The 20332-nt window shown below is 42.1% G+C and carries 22 protein-coding genes; 11 read left to right on the top strand and 11 right to left on the bottom strand.

Annotated features, from left to right (window positions below):
• Nucleotides 1-4 precede the first annotated feature (4 nt).
• Nucleotides 5-823 (top strand): orotidine-5'-phosphate decarboxylase, encoded by an 819-nt coding sequence (gene pyrF, locus MKO06_RS00585; RefSeq protein WP_241550395.1) that lies wholly within the window; start codon nt 5-7, stop codon nt 821-823.
• 9 nt (nt 824-832) lie between these two features.
• Nucleotides 833-1618 (top strand): ABC transporter substrate-binding protein, encoded by a 786-nt coding sequence (locus MKO06_RS00580; RefSeq protein WP_241550394.1) that lies wholly within the window; start codon nt 833-835, stop codon nt 1616-1618.
• On the opposite strand, the gene MKO06_RS00575 is transcribed toward MKO06_RS00580, so the two are convergent.
• Complete coding sequence (locus tag MKO06_RS00575; protein WP_241550393.1) at nt 1600-1782, bottom strand: Lacal_2735 family protein; 183 nt, start codon at nt 1780-1782, stop codon at nt 1600-1602. The two genes, MKO06_RS00580 and MKO06_RS00575, sit on opposite strands and share 19 nt — an antisense overlap.
• Nucleotides 1783-1926: 144 nt before the next feature.
• Nucleotides 1927-2643, bottom strand: coding sequence for a DUF4197 domain-containing protein (locus MKO06_RS00570; RefSeq protein ID WP_241550392.1), 717 nt, complete (start codon nt 2641-2643; stop codon nt 1927-1929).
• A gap of 197 nt (nt 2644-2840) precedes the next feature.
• On the opposite strand from MKO06_RS00570, the gene MKO06_RS00565 reads away from it, so the two are divergent.
• Nucleotides 2841-6296 (top strand): methylmalonyl-CoA mutase family protein, encoded by a 3456-nt coding sequence (locus MKO06_RS00565; RefSeq protein ID WP_241550391.1) that lies wholly within the window; start codon nt 2841-2843, stop codon nt 6294-6296.
• 704 nt (nt 6297-7000) lie between these two features.
• Here MKO06_RS00565 and MKO06_RS00560 read toward each other — a convergent pair.
• On the bottom strand, nt 7001-7399 hold the full coding sequence (locus MKO06_RS00560) for a hypothetical protein (RefSeq protein WP_241550390.1): 399 nt from the start codon (nt 7397-7399) through the stop codon (nt 7001-7003).
• Between the two features lie 118 nt (nt 7400-7517).
• Between MKO06_RS00560 and MKO06_RS00555 the strand changes: the two genes are divergently transcribed.
• The 3 genes from MKO06_RS00555 (at nt 7518) to MKO06_RS00545 (ending at nt 9871) form a co-directional block, all read left to right on the top strand.
• A complete protein-coding gene (locus MKO06_RS00555; protein WP_241550389.1) occupies nt 7518-7958 on the top strand; it encodes an Lrp/AsnC family transcriptional regulator in 441 nt (146 codons plus the stop codon).
• Nucleotides 7959-8140: 182 nt separating this feature from the next.
• Entirely contained in the window at nt 8141-8341 is a 201-nt protein-coding gene (locus MKO06_RS00550) for a DUF1328 domain-containing protein (protein WP_241550388.1), read from the top strand.
• A 102-nt stretch (nt 8342-8443) separates the two neighbouring features.
• Nucleotides 8444-9871 carry a hypothetical protein gene (locus MKO06_RS00545; protein ID WP_241550387.1) on the top strand — a complete coding sequence of 476 codons (1428 nt, stop codon included), beginning with the start codon at nt 8444-8446 and terminating at the stop codon, nt 9869-9871.
• On the opposite strand, the gene MKO06_RS00540 is transcribed toward MKO06_RS00545, so the two are convergent.
• The 6 genes from MKO06_RS00540 to MKO06_RS00515 form a co-directional block, all read right to left on the bottom strand.
• The gene (locus tag MKO06_RS00540) at nt 9868-11073 is read right to left on the bottom strand and encodes an MDR family MFS transporter (protein WP_241550386.1); all 1206 of its coding nucleotides are present in this window, start codon (nt 11071-11073) and stop codon (nt 9868-9870) included. The genes MKO06_RS00545 and MKO06_RS00540 overlap by 4 nt on opposite strands.
• 127 nt (nt 11074-11200) lie before the next feature.
• Entirely contained in the window at nt 11201-12427 is a 1227-nt protein-coding gene (locus MKO06_RS00535) for an ammonium transporter (RefSeq protein ID WP_241550385.1), read from the bottom strand.
• Nucleotides 12428-12447: 20 nt separating this feature from the next.
• The gene (locus tag MKO06_RS00530; protein ID WP_241550384.1) at nt 12448-12786 is read right to left on the bottom strand and encodes a P-II family nitrogen regulator; all 339 of its coding nucleotides are present in this window, start codon (nt 12784-12786) and stop codon (nt 12448-12450) included.
• A 155-nt stretch (nt 12787-12941) separates the two neighbouring features.
• Complete coding sequence (gene crcB / locus MKO06_RS00525; RefSeq protein WP_279345921.1) at nt 12942-13316, bottom strand: fluoride efflux transporter CrcB; 375 nt, start codon at nt 13314-13316, stop codon at nt 12942-12944.
• Nucleotides 13316-14362, bottom strand: coding sequence for an SRPBCC family protein (locus MKO06_RS00520; RefSeq protein ID WP_241550383.1), 1047 nt, complete (start codon nt 14360-14362; stop codon nt 13316-13318). The genes crcB and MKO06_RS00520 overlap by 1 nt, the downstream gene beginning before the upstream one ends.
• Before the next feature lie 71 nt (nt 14363-14433).
• On the bottom strand, nt 14434-14622 hold the full coding sequence (locus MKO06_RS00515; RefSeq protein ID WP_241550382.1) for a hypothetical protein: 189 nt from the start codon (nt 14620-14622) through the stop codon (nt 14434-14436).
• A gap of 46 nt (nt 14623-14668) precedes the next feature.
• On the opposite strand from MKO06_RS00515, the gene MKO06_RS00510 reads away from it, so the two are divergent.
• Entirely contained in the window at nt 14669-15055 is a 387-nt protein-coding gene (locus MKO06_RS00510; protein ID WP_241550381.1) for a nucleoside triphosphate pyrophosphohydrolase family protein, read from the top strand.
• Between the two features lie 63 nt (nt 15056-15118).
• On the top strand, nt 15119-16129 hold the full coding sequence (locus MKO06_RS00505) for a Gmad2 immunoglobulin-like domain-containing protein (protein WP_241550380.1): 1011 nt from the start codon (nt 15119-15121) through the stop codon (nt 16127-16129).
• A 44-nt stretch (nt 16130-16173) separates the two neighbouring features.
• On the opposite strand, the gene MKO06_RS00500 is transcribed toward MKO06_RS00505, so the two are convergent.
• The gene (locus tag MKO06_RS00500) at nt 16174-17223 is read right to left on the bottom strand and encodes a branched-chain amino acid aminotransferase (RefSeq protein WP_241550379.1); all 1050 of its coding nucleotides are present in this window, start codon (nt 17221-17223) and stop codon (nt 16174-16176) included.
• A gap of 105 nt (nt 17224-17328) precedes the next feature.
• Here MKO06_RS00500 and MKO06_RS00495 point away from each other — a divergent pair, with 105 nt between their 5' ends.
• From MKO06_RS00495 to MKO06_RS00485, 3 genes are all read left to right on the top strand, one after another.
• Nucleotides 17329-17841 (top strand): DUF4920 domain-containing protein, encoded by a 513-nt coding sequence (locus tag MKO06_RS00495; RefSeq protein WP_241550378.1) that lies wholly within the window; start codon nt 17329-17331, stop codon nt 17839-17841.
• Between the two features lies 1 nt (nt 17842).
• Entirely contained in the window at nt 17843-18517 is a 675-nt protein-coding gene (mnmC2, locus tag MKO06_RS00490; protein ID WP_241550377.1) for a tRNA (5-methylaminomethyl-2-thiouridine)(34)-methyltransferase MnmC2, read from the top strand.
• A 73-nt stretch (nt 18518-18590) separates the two neighbouring features.
• Nucleotides 18591-19493: a TIGR01777 family oxidoreductase gene (locus MKO06_RS00485; RefSeq protein WP_241550376.1), complete on the top strand. Its 903-nt coding sequence runs from the start codon at nt 18591-18593 to the stop codon at nt 19491-19493.
• Between the two features lie 54 nt (nt 19494-19547).
• Here MKO06_RS00485 and MKO06_RS00480 read toward each other — a convergent pair whose 3' ends face one another.
• Nucleotides 19548-20216, bottom strand: a complete 669-nt coding sequence (locus tag MKO06_RS00480; protein ID WP_241550375.1) for a YceI family protein — start codon at nt 20214-20216, stop codon at nt 19548-19550.
• Nucleotides 20217-20332: the final 116 nt, after the last annotated feature.

The raw sequence follows: 20332 nt of genomic DNA, 5'->3' as shown, positions 1-20332 counted from the left end.
GGAAATGACGTCACAGGAACTTACTGAACAGATTTTTAAAAAAAAATCCTTTCTATGTGTTGGTCTTGACACCGACCCGGATAGGATCCCAACTTACTTACTTTCAGAAGAAGATCCTGTGTTCAGCTTTAACAAGGCTATTATTGATGCGACCCATGAGTTTTGTGTGGCCTACAAGCCTAATATCGCTTTTTACGAGGCGGTTGGGATTGATGGCTGGAAGGCACTGAAGAAAACCATAGATTATTTACATACCGAGTATCCCGAGATTTACACGATCGCAGACGCTAAACGCGGCGACATAGGTAATACTTCCAGGATGTATGCGAAGGCATTTTTTAATGACCTTGGCTTTGATTCGGTTACCGTGGCGCCTTATATGGGTAAGGATTCGGTTGAGCCTTTTCTTGAGTTTACCAACAAGCACACCATTTTGCTGGCTTTGACTTCCAATGAAGGCGCTTTTGATTTCCAAACCCTGGAAACCGATGGCGAGGAACTTTACCGAAAAGTCATGAAAACCTCTAAAAACTGGAAGAACGCTAAAAACCTGATGTATGTGGTTGGTGCCACCAAGGCTGAATTTCTAGGGGAAATAAGAAAGCTCATTCCCGAGAGTTTCCTTTTGGTTCCTGGCGTTGGTGCCCAGGGAGGAAGCCTGGAGGAAGTATGCAAATACGGGATGACCAAAAATGTTGGCCTGCTGGTGAATTCGTCGCGTAAGATCATCTATGCTTCAGATTCTTCCAATTTCGCTGAAATAGCAGGAGCCAAGGCTGAAGCCCTTCAGAAACAAATGGCGCAGGAACTGGAAAAATTATAAGACACTTTTATGAAATTCAGGGATCAGCTTAACAGGACGATCGAACTTAGGCAAGCTCCCAGACGAATTGTATCCCTTGTCCCCAGCCAGACCGAATTGATCGTCGATCTTGGCCTCGAGGAACAACTGGTGGGCATTACTCACTTTTGTGTTCACCCGGCGCATCTCAAAAAAACCAAGGTTCGGGTTGGAGGGACCAAGAAGGTCAACCTTCGAAAGGTTCAGAATTTGAAACCCGATATTATCTTATGCAATAAAGAAGAGAATACCGTAGAAATGGTGGACGCCCTTGAACAGGTTGCTCCGGTGCATGTTTCAGATGTGAATGATATCCACTCTACCTGCGAATTGATCGAACAATACGGAAAGATTTTTGAGTGTTCAGCATTTGCGAATACCCTAAGCCGGTCTGTTCAGAAAAAAGCCCGGGCGTTTAAAGATAAGATCGAAAATAAGGAAGTAAAGAGAGTTGCTTATTTTATCTGGAAAGATCCGTTAATGGTTGCCGGAAAAGGAACATTTATCGATTCAATGCTGAAATTGAACGGGTTCGAAAATGTTTTTCAAAAGACACGTTATCCCGAAACAGATTTTGAAGAATTAGAAAGGATACAACCTGACCTCATTTTATTGAGCTCAGAGCCATTTCCGTTTAAAGAAGAACATAAAAAGGAATTTGAAGCCTTCGGGAAAAAGGTTCTGGTAGTAGATGGTGAGTTTTTCAGCTGGTATGGCAGCCGCTTACTGGCAGCTTTCGATTATTTCACTCAAATGCATCAGGAATCGATGCGCTGAGAATCCATTTTTTGCAGCTCTTCCAGGATATTCCTGGCTCGTTGATTTAGCTGGTCGCTTTTGCTCTTATCAGTAAGTGCAAGTTTGTAGGAACGCTCCATCAATCTGCTATACTTCTCGCATAAACGCTCCTCTTTCGTTTTATTTTCGGATATTCTAAACATACAGGTTAAAAGTTTCTTACAACATCTTTCATTCTACATCGTTTCAAAACTAATAAGCTTAAAGCTTAGAAATTGGTAATAAGCAGTTAAGCTTGTTTTAAAACTTCTGCCTAAATAGGCTTAAACTGTTAAAAAATTGGATTTTTACCGGCTTGGCTGGTCCTGAATTGCAAAAACACGCTGTAATAACGAGGTTGTTCTGGCCGAAATATTGTTCCTGATCTCTTTTTCCTCCTTGGCGATCATCAGGTAAACTCCGTTCAGGGCTTCGTTGGTTACATAATCTGGCAGATCGGGATTTACGCTCGAGGTAATGGGAAGCGAATTATACTTTTGAATAATATTGCTCCATACCTTTGTGGCTCCTACCTTATCCAGGGAACTACTAATGATGGGGTTGAACCGGTTATATAGTTCCTGTTCGGTTTTAGAATTAAGATAACTGGTAGCTGCCGTTTCATTCCCAAGCAGAATATTCCTCGCATCGGTAAAGGTGATTTCCTGAACTGCGGAAGCGAATACAGGGATGGCTTCGCTTACGGCATCTTCTGCGGCGCGGTTCAAAACTTTCAGGCCTTCATCTGCAAGCGCGTCAAGACCTACATCTCGCAGGGTTTTATCTACCTTCTGAAGTTCAGGAGGCAGTCCTATCCTCACCAGTTCATTGGCAAAATAACCATTTTCCTCGGCCAGTTTGGTCACCTCTTTTTCAATTCCGAATTCAAGAGCCTGTTTAAGCCCGGAATTGATCTCCGATTCGCTCACTCCATAACCCGAGTTGGGAAACTGGGTGGCAATTTGCTGTAACTTTGCACAACTGGTAAAAAGAAATATGGCAATAAGGGCTGAAACTTTTTTCATGTTCGATTTTTTCCAAATATAGAAAGTCAGTTTTTTAAAAACAGACCATAAAAGTTATTTAAATGCTAAAGCAGTAAAGGTCACGTGAATCTCTTTAAAATAAAGGGCGTATGACTATAGGTATTTAAGAAATATCTTACACAGCTTTCATTGCGATTTTCGTAAATTGCAGGGCAAATTTTCAGACATCATTAAAAATGGAACAACAAAGTCCGTATAAACCTAAAAATAAAATAAGAATTGTAACGGCTGCATCGCTATTCGATGGTCATGATGCTGCCATCAATATCATGCGTCGCATCATCCAGGCCACCGGGGTCGAGGTGATACATCTTGGTCATGACCGCAGCGTGGAAGAAGTAGTGAATTGCGCGATCCAGGAGGATGCCCATGCCATTGCGATGACCTCGTACCAGGGTGGACATATTGAATATTTTAAATATATGTACGACCTGCTGAAGGAGAAAGGTGCTGCTCATATCAAGATCTTTGGTGGTGGAGGTGGAGTGATCCTTCCTGAAGAGATCAAAGAACTGATGGAATATGGAATAGACAGGATCTATTCTCCAGATGATGGAAGGGAAATGGGATTGCAGGGAATGATCAACGATATGATCAAGCGCGTGGACAATGAAGTTCCTGATCTTGATCACCCTGAAAAAGTTGAGGAGAATCTGAAAAATAAGGAGGTGAATACCATCTCACGTTTGATATCTCTTGCCGAAAATAGAAGAGAAGACTTTCTTAAGGCATTTCATCCCGAAGATTATAGGATCGAGAATACACCTGTACTTGGGATCACCGGTACCGGCGGTTCTGGTAAATCAAGTCTGGTGGATGAGCTGGTGAGAAGGTTCTTAATGGATTTTCCAGAGAAACATATCGGAATCATTTCGGTAGACCCTTCCAAGAAAAAAACTGGTGGCGCATTATTAGGTGACCGAATTCGAATGAACTCCATTAACCACGAAAGAGTGTATATGCGTTCGCTTGCAACCAGGCAGGCAAACCTGGCGCTCTCAAAGTATGTTGCTGAAGCTGTTGATGTTTTAAAGGCCGCCAACTATGACCTGATCATTCTGGAAACCTCGGGTATCGGACAAAGCGATACGGAGATCCTGGATCACTCCGATGTTTCACTATATGTAATGACGCCCGAATTTGGTGCTGCTACCCAGCTGGAGAAGATAGATATGCTTGATTTCGCCGACCTGGTTGCCATCAATAAATTTGATAAACGCGGAGCTCAGGACGCCCTGAGAGATGTGAAAAAACAGTACCAGCGCAATCACCAGCTTTGGCATGAAGATGCTGAAAAGCTTCCGGTTTTCGGAACTATTGCATCGCAGTTCAATGATCCGGGGATGAATACGCTTTACAAAAGCATCATGGATAAGATCGAGGAAAAGACCGAATCCGGCCTTTCTTCAACTTTCGAGATTTCAAAAGAGATGAGCGAAAAGATCTTCGTGATCCCGCCAAAACGCACGCGTTACCTTTCTGAAATTGCCGAAAACAACCGGTCTTACGATGAAAAAGCTAATTCCCAGGTTGAAGTTGCCCAGAAACTTTATGGTATTTATAAAACAATTGAGACCGTTGCAGGGATTAAAACGAAATTCGGCAAGGATCAAACCAGATATTTGGATCAGAATGGTATAGACCAGGATGAAATTTATGAATATGCAGAGGAATCCCAAAGAGACTTTTTGAAATTGCTTTTCGCCGAATTCGATAAGATCAAAATGGACCTGGACCCCTATAACTGGGAGATGATCCTGGCCTGGAACGAGAAGGTTACCAAATACAGGGAGCCCGTGTACAGTTTCAAGGTTCGTGATAAGGAGATCAAGATCGAAACACATACCGAATCTCTTTCTCATACCCAGATCCCAAAGGTTGCTCTTCCAAAATACAAAGCCTGGGGAGATATACTAGGCTGGTTGCTTCAGGAAAATATACCAGGAGAATTTCCTTATACAGCTGGATTGTATCCTTTTAAAAGAACTGGAGAAGATCCTACCAGGATGTTCGCCGGGGAAGGAGGACCAGAACGAACCAACCGCCGTTTCCATTATGTAAGCCAGGGGCTGCCCGCTAAGCGATTATCCACTGCTTTTGACTCGGTTACCCTCTACGGAAATGATCCTGATCACCGTCCAGACATCTATGGTAAAATAGGGAACTCAGGGGTTTCTATTTGCTGCCTCGACGATGCGAAGAAGTTGTACTCCGGGTTCGACCTGGCCGACGCGATGACTTCGGTGAGTATGACCATCAACGGTCCTGCACCCATGCTGCTAGGTTTCTTTATGAATGCTGCAATCGATCAGAATTGTGAAAAATATATCAAGGAAAACGGACTCGAAGATAAGGTGGAAGCAAAGCTAAAAGAGCTTTATGACGACCAGGGAATCGACAGGCCTAAGTACCGCGGGGAACTTCCGGAAGGAAACAACGGGCTGGGACTGATGTTGCTTGGAGTCACCGGGGACCAGGTGCTTCCGAAAGATGTATATGAAAAGATAAAAGCCGATACGATTAGCGTGGTTCGCGGAACCGTTCAGGCAGATATTCTGAAGGAAGACCAGGCGCAGAACACCTGTATCTTTTCTACTGAATTTGCACTAAGACTGATGGGAGATGTGCAGGAATATTTCATCAAAGAAAAAGTAAGGAACTTCTATTCTGTTTCAATTTCTGGTTATCATATCGCCGAGGCAGGTGCGAATCCTATTACCCAGCTGGCCTTTACGCTTGCTAACGGTTTCACTTACGTGGAATATTACCTGAGCCGCGGAATGGATATCAATAAATTCGGGCCTAACCTTTCGTTCTTCTTCTCGAACGGAGTGGATCCCGAGTATGCGGTGATAGGGCGGGTGGCCCGAAGAATCTGGTCTAAGGCTCTCAAGCATAAATACGGGGCAAATGCAAGGGCTCAGATGCTGAAATATCATATTCAAACTTCCGGTCGTTCATTGCATGCGCAGGAGATCGATTTTAATGATATCAGGACCACACTGCAGGCGCTGTATGCAATCTATGACAACTGTAATTCGCTGCATACAAATGCTTATGACGAAGCGATCACCACGCCTACAGAGGCTTCTGTAAGAAGGGCCATGGCAATTCAGCTTATCATCAATAAAGAATTAGGGCTTACCAAGAATGAGAATCCTATACAGGGATCTTTTATCATTGAGGAGCTAACCGACCTTGTGGAAGAGGCTGTACTTACCGAGTTTGATAGGATCACCGAAAGAGGAGGGGTGCTTGGAGCCATGGAAACCATGTACCAGCGAGGAAAGATACAGGAAGAAAGTCTGTATTACGAAACCTTGAAGCATAGCGGTGATTACCCAATCGTGGGAGTGAACACCTTCCTGAGTTCAGAAGGTTCACCAACAGTAACCCCGGGAGAAGTGATTAGAGCCACCGAAGAAGAAAAGGAACATCAGATAAAGACCTTGGAAACTTTGCATAAAGCTAAAGAGTCTAAAGCCGATGCTGCGCTTGAAAGAATCCAGAAAGCGGCGGTGAACAACGAGAATCTTTTCGAAGAGCTCATGAAAGCTACCAAGGTATGTTCTTTGGGGCAGATCACGAAAGCGCTTTTCGAAGTAGGAGGGCAGTATAGAAGAAATATGTAAGCAGATCGCCCGCTTTTCAGAATGAAATGAATGAAAAGCGGTGCAGGCTGCTTATCCCGATGAGCGAAGCGAAATCGGGATCTTTATAAACTTAAAAACCTCACAGGTCTCCAAGACCTGCGAGGTTTACTTTTTTCTAGAAGTATGTTTTTTATTACTGAAAAACTCCCTGCTGGAACTAATTTCTTAATGGATTATTCTGGAAGGCGAAATTTCATTGGGATTTAAAAACCTCACAGGTTTCCAAAACCTGTGAGGTTTATTTTTTTTTAGAAGTATGTTTTTTGATAATTGTAAGAATTCCCTGCTGGAATTAATTCCTTGATAGAATACTCTGGTAAGTAAAATTTCATTGGGATTTAAAAACCTCACAGGTCTCCAAGACCTGTGAGGTTTATTTTTTTTAGAAGTATGTTTTTTATTACTGAAAAACTCCCTGCTGTAACTAATTTCTTAATAGATTATTCTGGAAGGCGAAATTTCATTAGGATTTAAAAACCTCACAGGTCTCCAAGACCTGTGAGGTTTACTTTTTTAGAAGTATGTTTTTTGATAATTGTAAGAATTCCCTGCTGGAACTAATTGCTTAATAGATAATTCTGGAAGGCGAAATTTCATTGGCATTAAAAAACCTCACAGGTCTCCAAGACCTGTGAGGTTTGTTTTATGCTTGATCTGTAAGATTTATTCTTCTAAGAGAATCATTAAATCGTTAATTTCCAGATTCTTTGAAGTCTTCTAAACTTCAAAAGTTCTCTTCGTAATATTTGCAGGAATTCCTTCCCGTTAGAATTGTAATTTTCAAGGCGTTCGCAGGTTTTATATAGCCTGTCAGTTAGCAACTGGACGCTGGCGACATATTTCATTCGCGTATCCTGGAAATTTTCGGTTTCAGCCTTATCGATACTGGCAAGAAGTGAGTTGGAATGCCTGAGAATATCACCGGTAAAATAAACCTGTTTATTCTCCATTCCATATTCATTCAAAGCTTCCATATCTGGAAGTAGATAATCGGTTATCCTCCGGGAAATATTCCTGATTTCCTGAGCCTTTTCGTAAAGATTTGAATGTCTGTTTCCGCGATATTTGGAAAGATAGTTCACCCGATCAATTTTTTATCTAATTTACTACCAATATTACTTTCATGAATTTAAAAACTATGGTTGATACTTAAATTTTCTTTAAAAATTAAATATCTTAGTTTAGTATACTTTAAAAAATATGGATAAAATAAACTGGGCTATCCTGGAAGAATTGCAAAAGAATGCACGGGTATCCTTTACCGAGATTGGCAGGAAGATAGGTTTAACTTCGCCAGCGGTCGCAGAGCGGGTGAAGAAAATGGAAGATGCCGGAGTGATAAAAGGTTATCAAACTAAACTTTCCCATCAAAAGATGGGCTATCAATTACGTGCCATAATTAACTTAAGGGCTTTCACCGGGAGGTTAAAGGCATTTCTAGAAACAGTAAAGAACTTTGAGGAGATCGTTAATTGTTATCGAATTACCGGAAACGAGAATATTATTATGGAGGTGGTGTTGCATGATCAGGTTCACCTGGAAAAGCTCATCGATAAATTGATCACGTACGGTGAGACGCGAACGCATATTATTCTATCAGATGTTATTGAAGATGCTCCGGTAAGGCAATGGAAGGATTAATATTTTTTTTAATGCCCTGTATAATGCTAAGTTAAAAATGATAGTATTCCATTGCTAATATTAACACTGGCTTATCAACTTGTTGCCGTTTAGTTAAATCTGATTTAATTGTAATTTCTTTAGGATCGACACGACCAATATGTACTTAAATTTGCTTCAAATAGAAAGTAAAAATACGTGTTATGAAGAAGAAGTCGTTGTTGTTTTTAGTTCTAGCAGTTATCACAGGATTGATAGGATTCACAGGATTGTCGTTTGATGGGATAGAAGTGATTAGAGTGATGTTCCTGATCTTTGCAGACTTATTAATTATCTCACTTATTGCTAAATTGTTTTTTCCAGAAAAGCCAAAAGTGAAATACCAGCCAGTGAAAGGAAATTAAAAACTTAAGATTATCGATAAAAGACCCGCAGGACTAATCCTGTGGGTTTTTTTATGGAGTTATTAAAAATTCAATTCTTATATTTAGGTCTATTAAGAAATCATGAGAAAACTACTATCTGCCATAATTGTCATATTCTTCATAAGCCCAATTGCTCTTTCCCAGGAGTACAGGATTGCAAAAGGTAGGGTTACCGATTCGTTGAGCATTCCTGGAAGCGAGAAGGAAACTTTTTCACTTTTCGCGCCTTCCAATTATTCTACAGATAAACAATGGCCAGTAATATTTGTTTTTGATCCCAAAGGTCGAGGTAGAAATGTTTCGGGTTTGTTCCAGCCCGCAGCCGAAAATCAGGGGTATTTAGTGGCTTCTGCTAATATTGATCTTACTAAACGCCCTATAGATAGCATCCTTACTACAGCGACCAGCATGATGAGGACCGTTATGACTGCATTTTCGGTTAACCCAGAACTGGTCTACGCTGCAGGACTGGGAGAAGGCGCACAGATAGCTTCTGCACTTCCCATATTCTATAAGGATATAGCCGGGGTGATGGCTATTGGGAACTCCTTTGTCAACAGGGACATGGTAAACAGGAATAATCCCTATATGTTCATTGGAGTAGGCGGTAACCAGGATTATATGGTTTACCAGATAGAAGAATATCTCAGGTTCTTTGATAAACTTGGATTTCCAACAGATGTTTACTATTTCGAAGGCAGGGAAGACCAGTGGCCCGAGAGTGACGTGATCTCTAATGCGATGAGCGGCTTTACACTTCAGGCCATCAGGCAGGGAAAAAGGAATTCCGATGAGGAATTCCGAAGATATCTTTTTGAAAAAGAACTGGCCTATGCCGAAAAATTAAGGCGTACCCGTAATTACTTTTCGGCTTATCAAAAACTGGAGCGCATGGAAGATAAATACGATGATTTTGGTTTCGATGATGAGATCAAGGAAAAGATGAAAGAAGTAAAAGCACCCCGGAACTTTAATTCACAGCGAAGGGAATTTAGGCAGGCAACCCAATATGAAAAGGAGCAGCAGGATGAATATGAATTCCTGATGCGTACCGATATAATGTCTGCTAATTTTGAAAATATTGGCTGGTGGGCCTACCAGATGGATGAACTGGATAAACTTAAGGAAAATCCCAGCGAAGCTAAGTCCAATATGGCCTATAGGCTACATGGATACCTGGATTTTATTTCAAGGCGGGAGTTCGACGCGATCATGAAAGTACGGGCTCCAATTGATACTAAAATGTTCATTGCCGTGCTAAGAACTGTCATCAATAAAACAGATCCTGAAGCCTATTTTAAAATAATCTCTCTTGCAAGCCTGGACGGTGATACTGAAACAGCCTTGCTTTACCTGGAAGATTTGCTTAAGACAGGTTATTCTAACAGGGAAGCACTTTACAATATCGAGGGTACCTTAGGCCTTCGAATGACTCCTGAGTTTAATTCTATCATTGAAAAATATCTCGAAGAGTCAAAATTTCCAGCTGAAGCTCCGGTGGATAATTAAACATTTTCCCTTAGCAGTATCTTCTTCAGAATAAAGAGCAGTAGGCAGGCGAGTAAAGCAAAACCAAGCATTAAATACCAGGTGAACTCATAGCCGAAACGGTTAATAAGCTGCATTCCTGAATTATGACCAAAAATATGGCTTATCGAAAAGGATATGCTGTAAAGCGCCATATAGGATCCTCTCTTCTTACCATCTGAACGGTTTAGCGCAAAAGAATTCGAAAAGGGAAAACCAATCATTTCCCCGATAGTTACCAGTAGCATTCCCACAACCAGGATACCCGCCCAGTCGCTCAGGTTGATGGCCAGGAAGCTGATCCCGGTGAGAAAGGTTCCCAGGATTAGGTAACCGGTAGCTGTATGCCTTCGGCTTTCCAGGAATTTGATGAGCGGCATTTCAAAAAGGAAGATCAGCAAACCGTTGAGTCCTAGCAAAAGCCCGATCTGCATTTCATTCAGTTTATGATATTCTGAATAATACAGTGGCATGGTAGAAAAATACTGGATAAAGATAAAGCCGAATAGTACCATTGCCAGAATGAACAGCAGGTAAGGTTTGTCACTCATAGCCGATTTAGCCTGTATAAAGGTATCTTCCATTTCGGTCTTTGCGCGTTTGGGGTGTAAAAGCTTCAGCAATAAGATCCCGGCCAGGAAACAGGTAATCCCATCAACCCAGAAAAGTCCGCTGTAGCCGGCCGTAGCGATAATGAGTCCGCCAATGGCCGGTCCTGCTGAAAAACCAAGATTGATCGCCAGCCTGATGAGGGTTATCGATCTTGTTCGATTCTCAGGTTTGCTGTAAGCACTTATCGCCACAAACACGGCTGGCCTGAATATATCGGCCACTGTCATAACCAGGTAAATCCCCAGGCAGATCGCCCAGAACGATGATGGGAATTGTAAAAGAATAAAGAAGACTGAAGACAGGAGCAGGCTTATTACCATAGTTCGGTAATGCCCAATCTTATCGGTTAATTTTCCTCCCAGCCAGGATCCGGTCACAGAACCGAGGCCGAAAAAGGTAAGTATCCAGCCTACTTCTTCAAGACTGAACCCCCTGTTTTTAGTAAGGTATAAAGACAGGAAGGGGATTACCATTGTGCCGGCCCGGTTTATCAAGGTGATAAGGGATAGCAGCCAGATCTCCTTTCGAAGACCTTTAAAAGATTCGAAATATGAATGGAACAGGTTTTTCATAAAGTTCGATGAGCCTTCAAAAGTAATTGAATTATTCACCTGTTATCTACAGCCGTTCAAAATTTATTAGAAATAAAAACGGAGCGTTTAGCACGCTCCGTTTAGTTTAACCAACGAAAAATATGAATTAAGGCTGTTTCAGGCCGAAATCCGGATAGGCTTCCATTCCGTGTTCATGAATGTCAAGTCCATCAGTTTCTTCACGGGAGGAAACTCTAAGTCCTATACTGAGCTTAAGCGGATAGAAGATCAGGAATGAACCAACCAGGCAAATAGCAGCGTAACTACCTATTCCTATTAACTGGTACAGGAACTGGTCCCATCCGGCCAGGCTTCCGAAGATACCAACGGCCAGGGTGCCCCAGATTCCACAGATAAGGTGAACGGTCACCGCACCAACAGGATCATCAAGCCTTAGCCTGTCAATAAGCGCAACACCACCAACGATGATCCCACCGGCGATCAAACCAATAAGAATGGCGTCAAGTGGGCTCATCACATCGGCTCCGGCAGTAATTCCTACCAGGCCTCCCAGTATACCGTTTAGGAACATAGTAATATCATAATTCTTATAAAGAAAAGTCGAGAAAAGGAAGGAAGAGATACCCCCTGCAGCTGCAGCAAGACAGGTGGTTACCAGCACCAGGGAAGTGGCAGCAGGATCGGCTGAGAGCACTGATCCGCCGTTGAAACCAAACCAGCCAAGCCACAGGATGATCACCCCGGCGGTCGCATAAGCCATATTATGGCCGGGAAAGGCATAGATCTTTCCGTCCCTGAATTTCCCGATCCTAGCCCCAAGAAGCCAGATAGCTACCAGAGCCGCCCATCCTCCAACCGAATGAACCAGGGTGGAACCGGCGAAATCATAGAATCCCAGTTCATCCAGGAAGCCGCCACCCCATTTCCATGATCCGGCTATGGGATAAACGATGCCTACATACAGTATCACAAAAATAAAGAAGCTTTGGAGTTTCATGCGCTCGGCGACCGCTCCAGAAACGATGGTAGCAGCCGTGGCAGCAAACATTCCCTGGAAAAGAAAATCGGTCCAGTAGGAATAGCCTTCATTATAACTTAGGTCCAGTCCACCATTCAACATTGGACTGTCAAGTCCAAAACCGGCAAAGCCAAAAAAGCCGTTGAATTCCCCGGGATACATAAGGTTAAATCCAACCAGGCAGTAGAGGAGCAGGCCAGTAGTGATTATGAAAAGGTTCTTGAACAGTATATTTATGGTGTTCTTTTGCCTGGTCAAGCCAATTTCAAGCAAGGCAAATCCAAGGTGCATAAAGAAAACCAGCGCCGTACAGATCATCATCCATACATTATTGATCGTTAACATTCCTTCCATCTTTCTGTAGCTTTTTTTGATTAAATAAGTGAATCTGAACCTCTTTCACGGGTTCTTATACGGTAAGCTTCATCTATGGTTGAAACGAAGATCTTGCCGTCCCCAACTTTTCCGGTATGAGCTGCCCTGAGGAGGGTTTGAATGGTTTTTTCGGCAAAGTCGTCGTTAACCACTATAGAGAGATAACGCCTTTGAATGTCTGAGGTGCTGTAACTCACTCCCCGGTAAACATGTCCTACCTTTTCGTTTCCAACGCCGGTAACGTCCCAGTAGCTAAAAAAGGTTACCCCTATCTCGTGAAGGGCTTCCTTGGTCTCATCGAATTCAGATTTTCGAATGATTGCTTCAATTTTCTTCATAATTCAATTTTGTGTGATAAAAATAAAAAAATAGACTAATACCTATATAAAAACATAGGTCAATGCTTAATAAATATTGTTTTAATAAAAAACACCCCTAAAAAATTAGGGTGCTTAATAAATAAGTTTTAAATTAAGAATAATATATTATCCTGTCATGGGATCAATTTGGAAATGAGGATTCCAGTTAGAACGGCCATAATTCCCAGAAAAAGGCTTCCGAAAAAATAAAGGCTAAATGCCCAGTAATCTCCTGTTTTCAGAAGCGAATAATTTTCGAATGAAAAACTGGAAAAAGTGGTAAATCCGCCACAAAAACCTATTCCAAGGATAAAGTTCAAAGGAGAATTAAGGGAATCATTTTTTAGGGACCAGCCCAGGATGATCCCGATCAATAGACTTCCCAGGACATTTACCAGGAAGGTACCGTAGGGAATAAGGCTTTCTGCATTCAAATACCGGCCAATCAGGTACCTTAGGCTACTGCCCAGGCCACCACCTATGAATACAAGAATTAGGTTTTTGATCATTACAGGCTGCTTTCCGGCATAATTGGAATATAAATATTGGTTACCCACTCGGCTGGATTTGAACTGTTATCAGGGTTGGTAACATATACTTCAAAAGGCTGAGCGTTTGGATTAGCCGTTAACCCGTTTTCAGAAATATAATTGTAGGCGGTGTTATATGCCTCCTCAAGATTTTTGTAATTACCTTTTAAGCTAACCTTCAGGGTTCTTTGGTTTGGAAGGTAGCCATTAAGCACCTTGCTGTCGGCCGGAGTTACCACTTCACTTGGGGTGAAAAAACCTACAGAGTAAATAGCGGTGCCGGCATCTTCGTTCCACTGGTTATATAACACGAACGGATTCCCAGATTTTTCGATATTGTTGGTTGTCATATATTGATCTACCTGGGCGACCATATCATTCATTCGTTCCTGTACCTGGCTTATGTTGCTGGCTGTAGTTACATACATATAATACCCACCTCCATGCTGAGTTACACCTTCGATATTGATAGAATAGGCTTCCATCTTTTCAATAATTTCTTCTTCCAGATTGTTAAGACCCTTCTGGAACATAGGCTGCATCATTTCGCTGAGGCTTTGATCCTGAAAAGTGAAAGCGGCCTTTTCCATAAAGCTTTGTTCGCCTTTCATTCCCCAGGTTACCAAAGTGCTGTCACCCTGTTTCTCAAAAGTCCAGTAGACATCACTCCTGGATTCGCCAAAAGGAGTTTCAAAAACGATCTCCTGGTCTATGCTTGAAAAAGGTTTTACTTCCTGGGTAATGATTTTTCCATTTCCCATTTTCTCACTTCTCCAGGAATACATGGCACCATTACCACTGGTCTTTTCTCCGTAATTAACGATCATATCATCGGTTTCCCTGGACCAGGGTTCCCATTTTTCCCAGCTTGTTAGGTTATTCACCTCGTTAAAAACAACTTCTTGGGGAGCGGCGATTAATTCTTGTTGCTCAACCTGGAAATTGCCATCTTTTGTGGCTATATAGATAGAGGCCCCGATGATAAATATGAGTATAAGAAATAGAAGGTATTTAAGGATTTTCATTGTTGGTTAGAATTAGTTTACGCTAATATAATTATTTTAGGTCATTCAATGTAGGTTAATTCCTATGCTGACTAATGGTTCAGCTGGCTTTTTATAAGGAACAGCAATAAAATGAATACGATAAAGCCTATAAGAACATACAGGCTTCCCTTGTAATATTTTCTGTGTAGCCTGATGTCTTTGCGATAACTGAAGATCATCACTATTATAAAGGCCACCACGAAGAAGCCTGCAAATATCAATTGTCCGGTGGAAAACATTTTAGTTATTTTTACGCAAAGTTAAGTTTTTCAGAATTTACGCACCATGAAGAAAAAAATTGATGCCGTTAGGGAATTTCATTCGGCTTTTGGCCTTGGGATCAATGAACACCCGGTGGCCGATCTTGGAAAGGCCAAAAACCTGTTGAGATATAATCTCATGAAGGAGGAAAACGAAGAATACCTCGAGGCGGCCAGTAATAATGATCTTGCCGAAGTGGCCGATGCGCTAGGCGATATGCTGTATATTCTATGCGGCACCATTATCGAACATGGGATGCAATATAAGATCGAAGAAGTCTTCGAGGAGATACAGGCCAGTAATATGAGCAAACTCGGGGCCGATGGTAAACCCATTTATCGCGATGATGGCAAGGTGCTCAAAGGGCCTGATTATTTTAAACCCGACATCGATAAAATTTTAAAAAAATAAGGATCAGATTTTAGAGAATTTTAAAACTATCCAATTCTCTCGTTCTTATCTTAAAAGAAAAAGATGAGACCTGTCTATTTCTTTATGATCCTCGGGCTTTTGCTTTCCTGTAAGAATGCTGAAAAAAAGGAAGAAAACCAGGAAAATTATAAGGTGCCTTTAAAACCTGAAATTTCTCTGTCTGAAACCTATTCCAGCAAGGAGTTTGGATTTTCAATAAGCTATCCTAAGAAATTCAGGCTGCTGGAATCCCAGCTTCCCGGCGATAGTCCCGTTATCAATATTTTCGATCCAAAGGACGGATCTAACCCACCATTTGCCATTCATGAAGAGCCAGAACTCACTTTCATCGCTATCCTGCCTGAAGGTTTTGGCGTGGATGGGCCATCCGGAAGAAGGGAGGATCTGCAAAACTGGCAACCACAGGGTTCCATCACTATTCCGATTGATAAGGCCGAAAGCACCGTTTATTTACTGGAGAATGGTGAGGCCTGGGCTTATTATTTAAAACTTCGGAATATGCCTGCTGCCTGGGAAGAATATGGTGGAATTTTTATTCATTTCCCGGTTTCAGATTTTAAGGCTGAATGTTTTGATGCGGAAGGCAAGCAGAAGGAGATGCGAAATTGCGATCCCATGGGAAAGGACCGTACAAGCTTTTCCGGGGAAATTGATGGATCTGCCAGGAAAAAATTGCTTCAGGTACTCAATAGCTTCGAGTTTCAAGCTTCTCAGGAAGAGAATATTTCGGACTGGATCAGGCTGGAAGAACCCTTGCCTAACGAGGATATATCCTCACCTCTTGAAATTAAAGGAAAAGCTAAAGGCAACTGGTTCTTTGAAGGCGATGCACCGCTTAAGCTACTGGACAGGGATTTTAAAATAATCGCCGAAAGCTATATTTCAGCCAAAGGAGAATGGATGACCACTAATTTTGTGAATTTCGAAGGCAGGATCGAATTTGATGCACCAGATGATGAAAGGGGATACCTGTTGCTGGAACGTGCGAACCCGTCAGGCTTGCCAGAAAATGATAAACAATATCACATCCCGGTGATCTTCCCACCCAAATAAAAAATCCCGGAAAATCCGGGATTTTGGTGCTGTTTTGGGCTAAATTATTTCACCTCGTATCTCCAGCCGAATTTATCTTCAGCTTCATTGTATTGTATCTTCATTAGTTTGTCCTTAAAGAATCTTGCATAAGAATCCTCCAGTTTTGGCAATTCGAACTTTTTGCCTTTGTGCCCGAAACCTACGATAGGATTAATAACCGTCGCTGTTCCCGAACCAAACATTTCTTTAAGTTCGCCTTTTTCAGCAGCTTCAACTATTTCCTTAACGCTAACCCTTCTCACCTCGGTTTCGATATTATATTCCTCGGCCAGTGTAAGAACACTTTTACGGGTGACACCATCCAGGATCCTGTCGCTGGTGGGAGCAGTGATCAATTTATCTCCAATCCTGAAGAAAATGTTCATGGTTCCGGCCTCTTCCAGGTATTCGTGTGAATTGGCATCGGTCCAGATGATCTGCTGATAGCCTTCTTCCTTGGCCAGGTTGGTAGGATAGAACTGTGCACCATAGTTACCTGCTGCTTTCGCAAATCCAACACCACCATCGGCAGCACGACTATATTTTTCTGAAAATTTCACCCTTACTTCCCCGCTGTAATAGGCCTGTGCAGGGGAGCAGATGATCATGAACTTATATTCGTTAGCTGCAGAAGCAGAAACCCCGGCTTCTGAAGCGATCACGAATGGTCTTATATAAAGGCTGTTTCCAAACCCCTGTTTGATCCATGCCTTATCGATCTTTAAAAGCTCTCCAAGGGCATTAAAGAAATATTCCTTAGGAAATTCAGGAATGGCAAGTCGCTTGGCCGATTTATTGATGCGCTCGAAATTCTGGTCTGGCCTGAAAAGCCAGATCCTTTCATCGGCATCCTTATAAGCTTTCATACCTTCAAAAACGGCCTGCCCGTAATGGAACACCCTGGCTGATGGCTGCAAACAGATCGGTCCGTATTCTTTGATGATAGGTTTTTGCCATTTTCCGTCCTTAAAATCGCACTCCATCATATGGTCTGTAAAAACCTGCCCGAAAGTAAGGTTATCGAAGTTTACCTGGTCTAACTTAGAACTGGGAGCTTTTTGTATATCTATCATGAGAGTGCGTATTGGTTGTATTTGTTAAGTCAACAAATTTACCCATTTAATAGAAGAATCAAAATCTAAAGTTTTGGTAAATTTGGCATACTAAATACCCTAAGGATGAAAAATATATGGATTGTGGCATTAACATCACTTTTTTTGTTGAGCTGCGGAAACAAGGATGAAAATAAGAATAAGCAAATCGCACAACTGGAAGAAACCCAGGAGAACTTTTCAGGTTTTGGTGCTAATATCTCGGCTGAAGGTGCACTGACTGCTGAAGAAATGTCTGAAAAATTTCAGAACCTGAAATTAGGGGACACGGTCAAGGTCAAATTCAGAACCAGCGTGAACAGCGTTTGTAAAATGAAAGGTTGCTGGATGACCCTGAATCTTCCGGATATGGAAGAGGAGCCAATGGTTAAATTTAAGGATTATGGCTTTTTTGTTCCGAAAGACATCGAAGGAAAAGAAGTGGTCGTAGAAGGCGTTGCCTTTATTGAAGAGACTTCGGTTGAAGACCAGAAACATTTCGCCGAGGATGCAGGTAAGTCAGAAGAAGAAATCGCCGCGATCCTTCAGCCAAAAAGATCCCCGGGATTTTTAGCTAACGGGGTTTTGATAAAACAATAATTTGGAACGCAAGATCATACAAACCGCCGATGGTTCGGTAACCATTCATTTACCCGAATGGAACGAGCAGTACCATTCAAAACACGGTGCGGTCCAGGAAGCCCGGCATGTATTCCTGAAGATGGGTTTGCACAAGCTGGTTGACGATAGGAGTATTGAGAAGATCGATATCCTGGAAATAGGCTTCGGAACAGGATTAAACGCTTTCCTTACTTTTCTTGAAGCTGAAAAATTAAAACTGAAGATAGATTATACCGGAGTGGAGGCTTTTCCTGTAAAACTGGAAGAGATAGAAAGGCTCAATTATCCCGAAGTTGTTTCGGCTTCAGAAAAAGATTGGGTATTCAATGCAATGCATCAACAGGAATGGGAAAAGAAAGGCGATGTTTCTGAAGCTTTTCAGCTTACCAAACAAAAAAAGGATTTTAAGGAAATCAGGGATGAGGCGGCATACGACCTGATCTATTTTGATGCTTTTGGTGCACGTGTTCAGCCTGAATTATGGACCGAAGAAATTTTTAGTCTTATGTACCGGGCGCTCAGAAGTAATGGGATACTGGTTACTTATGCGGCTAAGGGAAGCGTAAGACGGGCCATGCAAGCCAATGGTTTCCAGGTGGAAAAGCTGCCTGGGCCACCCGGGAAACGAGAAATGTTAAGGGCTGTTAAAAGTTAGGTTCTAATCCGTTAAACCTCTAATAAATACAAGGCACGGGCGTGATTACTTTTTTATCTTCAAAAGAAAAAACATGCGCGTTTTAATAACCGGAGCCACGGGAATGATTGGAGAGAAACTGGTTGGTCTTTGTCACGAGAAAGGAATAAAGGTCAATTATCTCACTACCAGTAAATCCAAGATCGAGAAAAAGGAAAATTACCAGGGCTTCTACTGGGATCCAAAATCTGATGAGATTGAACAGGGTTGCCTGGAAGAAGTGACAACAATCGTGCACCTTGCCGGAGCCAGTATTGCAGAACCCTGGTCGCCATCCTACAAAAAGGCGATTATTAACAGCCGGGTTAAAACGGCTAAATTACTTCTGAAAACCCTGGCCGATAATGATCACCAGGTTGAAAATTTCATTTCGGCGAGTGCCATTGGCGTTTATCCCAGTTCTCTTGAAAAATTATACCATGAAGACGATGAATCCATTGCCGACAATTTTGTAGGTGAAGTAGTAAGGAAATGGGAAGCTTCAGCCGATGAATTCGAAAGTCTTGGCATTGATGTGGCCAAAATTCGAATTGGCCTGGTGCTGGCAGAAGAAGGAGGAATGCTTGAAAAAATCAAAAAGCCGGTATCGCTTAACATGGGGTCTGCCCTGGGAAGTGGCAAGCAGTGGCAGTCATGGATACATATTGAAGACCTTGCCGGCATTTTTCTGTTCGCGATCGAAAATAACCTAACAGGTGTTTATAATGCGGTGGCGCCAAACCCTGTGACCAATGAGGAGCTCACAAAAGAGCTGGCCAAACAAATGGGGAAATCGGTCTGGTTGCCCAATGTTCCAAAATTTGCCCTTAAAGCAATGCTGGGAGAAATGTCGCAGATCGTACTGTCGAGTCAGTTAGTGAGTTGTAAAAAGATAGAAGCCGCCGGGTATAATTTTAAATATAAGAACCTGGCCAGGGCGCTGGCAGATCTTACCTAAAATAAAAAAAAGACCGCAATTAGCGGTCTTTTCTTTTTCTATACGATTGATGATCTAGGCCTTTTTGGCTTTAAGATCGATCGTTAATTCAATATCGTCATTGATAAAGTTGTCACCAAGCCCGTCAAAAACAGATTTTGAACCATAGTTCACGTTCCATTTTGTGCGGTCTATTGCGAATTGTTCGCTGGTGATCTGGATATTCTCTCCATCCTGGTTAATGCTTACAGGAATAGAAATGTTCTTGGTTTCCTCTTTAATGGTAAGGTTTCCCTGAAGCATTTTTTGTCCTTCCTTCTCGGTGATCCCGGTAACTTCAAAGGTAGCTTCTGGAAATTTGTTCACATTGAAGAAATCTCCTTCCTGTCCCTCTACGGTTCCTTTCAGGTGAGCTTCAAGATCGGTCTTATCTTCACCCTCAAGATCGGTCACTTCAATAGAATTCATATCTATCACAAAGTTTCCACTCTGGATAAGGCTGTCGGTAGCCATAAAAGTACCTTGCGCGATGCTAATGGTTCCGGTATGGTTTCCGGTAGGTTTGGATCCCTGCCATTCGATAACCGATGCTTCGGTATCAACGCTGAATTTGGCTGCTTCAGCCTCGGCAGTAGCTACTTCCTGAGCTTCCGAAGTCTCTGCCTCGTTACTGTTATTCTTACAGGACGTTAAAGCCAGGGTTGTGGCTGCAACGAACATTAAATTAAAAAATATCCTTTTCATAGTATTTAGGTTTTTTAAAGTTCGGGGCAAAATTAGTCAGAAATATAAACCGAGTTCCTAAAGTTTTATTAAATAAATCTTGTGACATTTTGACATTTTGAATCGATTGGCAACGA

It is taken from the genome of Christiangramia oceanisediminis (assembly GCF_022570735.2).
GTDB lineage: Bacteria > Bacteroidota > Bacteroidia > Flavobacteriales > Flavobacteriaceae > Christiangramia > Christiangramia oceanisediminis.
Note: the sequence above shows the minus strand (reverse complement) of the source record. Positions and strands in the feature narration are given on the sequence as shown.

Coding starts and splice junctions, on each gene's coding strand:
- pyrF (WP_241550395.1), top strand. CDS start 5: ATGACGTCACAGGAACTTACTGAACAGATTTTTAAAAAAAAATCCTTT.
- MKO06_RS00580 (WP_241550394.1), top strand. CDS start 833: ATGAAATTCAGGGATCAGCTTAACAGGACGATCGAACTTAGGCAAGCT.
- MKO06_RS00575 (WP_241550393.1), bottom strand. CDS start 1,782: ATGTTTAGAATATCCGAAAATAAAACGAAAGAGGAGCGTTTATGCGAG.
- MKO06_RS00570 (WP_241550392.1), bottom strand. CDS start 2,643: ATGAAAAAAGTTTCAGCCCTTATTGCCATATTTCTTTTTACCAGTTGT.
- MKO06_RS00565 (WP_241550391.1), top strand. CDS start 2,841: ATGGAACAACAAAGTCCGTATAAACCTAAAAATAAAATAAGAATTGTA.
- MKO06_RS00555 (WP_241550389.1), top strand. CDS start 7,518: ATGGATAAAATAAACTGGGCTATCCTGGAAGAATTGCAAAAGAATGCA.
- MKO06_RS00550 (WP_241550388.1), top strand. CDS start 8,141: ATGAAGAAGAAGTCGTTGTTGTTTTTAGTTCTAGCAGTTATCACAGGA.
- MKO06_RS00545 (WP_241550387.1), top strand. CDS start 8,444: ATGAGAAAACTACTATCTGCCATAATTGTCATATTCTTCATAAGCCCA.
- MKO06_RS00540 (WP_241550386.1), bottom strand. CDS start 11,073: ATGAAAAACCTGTTCCATTCATATTTCGAATCTTTTAAAGGTCTTCGA.
- MKO06_RS00535 (WP_241550385.1), bottom strand. CDS start 12,427: ATGGAAGGAATGTTAACGATCAATAATGTATGGATGATGATCTGTACG.
- MKO06_RS00530 (WP_241550384.1), bottom strand. CDS start 12,786: ATGAAGAAAATTGAAGCAATCATTCGAAAATCTGAATTCGATGAGACC.
- crcB (WP_279345921.1), bottom strand. CDS start 13,316: ATGATCAAAAACCTAATTCTTGTATTCATAGGTGGTGGCCTGGGCAGT.
- MKO06_RS00520 (WP_241550383.1), bottom strand. CDS start 14,362: ATGAAAATCCTTAAATACCTTCTATTTCTTATACTCATATTTATCATC.
- MKO06_RS00515 (WP_241550382.1), bottom strand. CDS start 14,622: ATGTTTTCCACCGGACAATTGATATTTGCAGGCTTCTTCGTGGTGGCC.
- MKO06_RS00510 (WP_241550381.1), top strand. CDS start 14,669: ATGAAGAAAAAAATTGATGCCGTTAGGGAATTTCATTCGGCTTTTGGC.
- MKO06_RS00505 (WP_241550380.1), top strand. CDS start 15,119: ATGAGACCTGTCTATTTCTTTATGATCCTCGGGCTTTTGCTTTCCTGT.
- MKO06_RS00500 (WP_241550379.1), bottom strand. CDS start 17,223: ATGATAGATATACAAAAAGCTCCCAGTTCTAAGTTAGACCAGGTAAAC.
- MKO06_RS00495 (WP_241550378.1), top strand. CDS start 17,329: ATGAAAAATATATGGATTGTGGCATTAACATCACTTTTTTTGTTGAGC.
- MKO06_RS00485 (WP_241550376.1), top strand. CDS start 18,591: ATGCGCGTTTTAATAACCGGAGCCACGGGAATGATTGGAGAGAAACTG.
- MKO06_RS00480 (WP_241550375.1), bottom strand. CDS start 20,216: ATGAAAAGGATATTTTTTAATTTAATGTTCGTTGCAGCCACAACCCTG.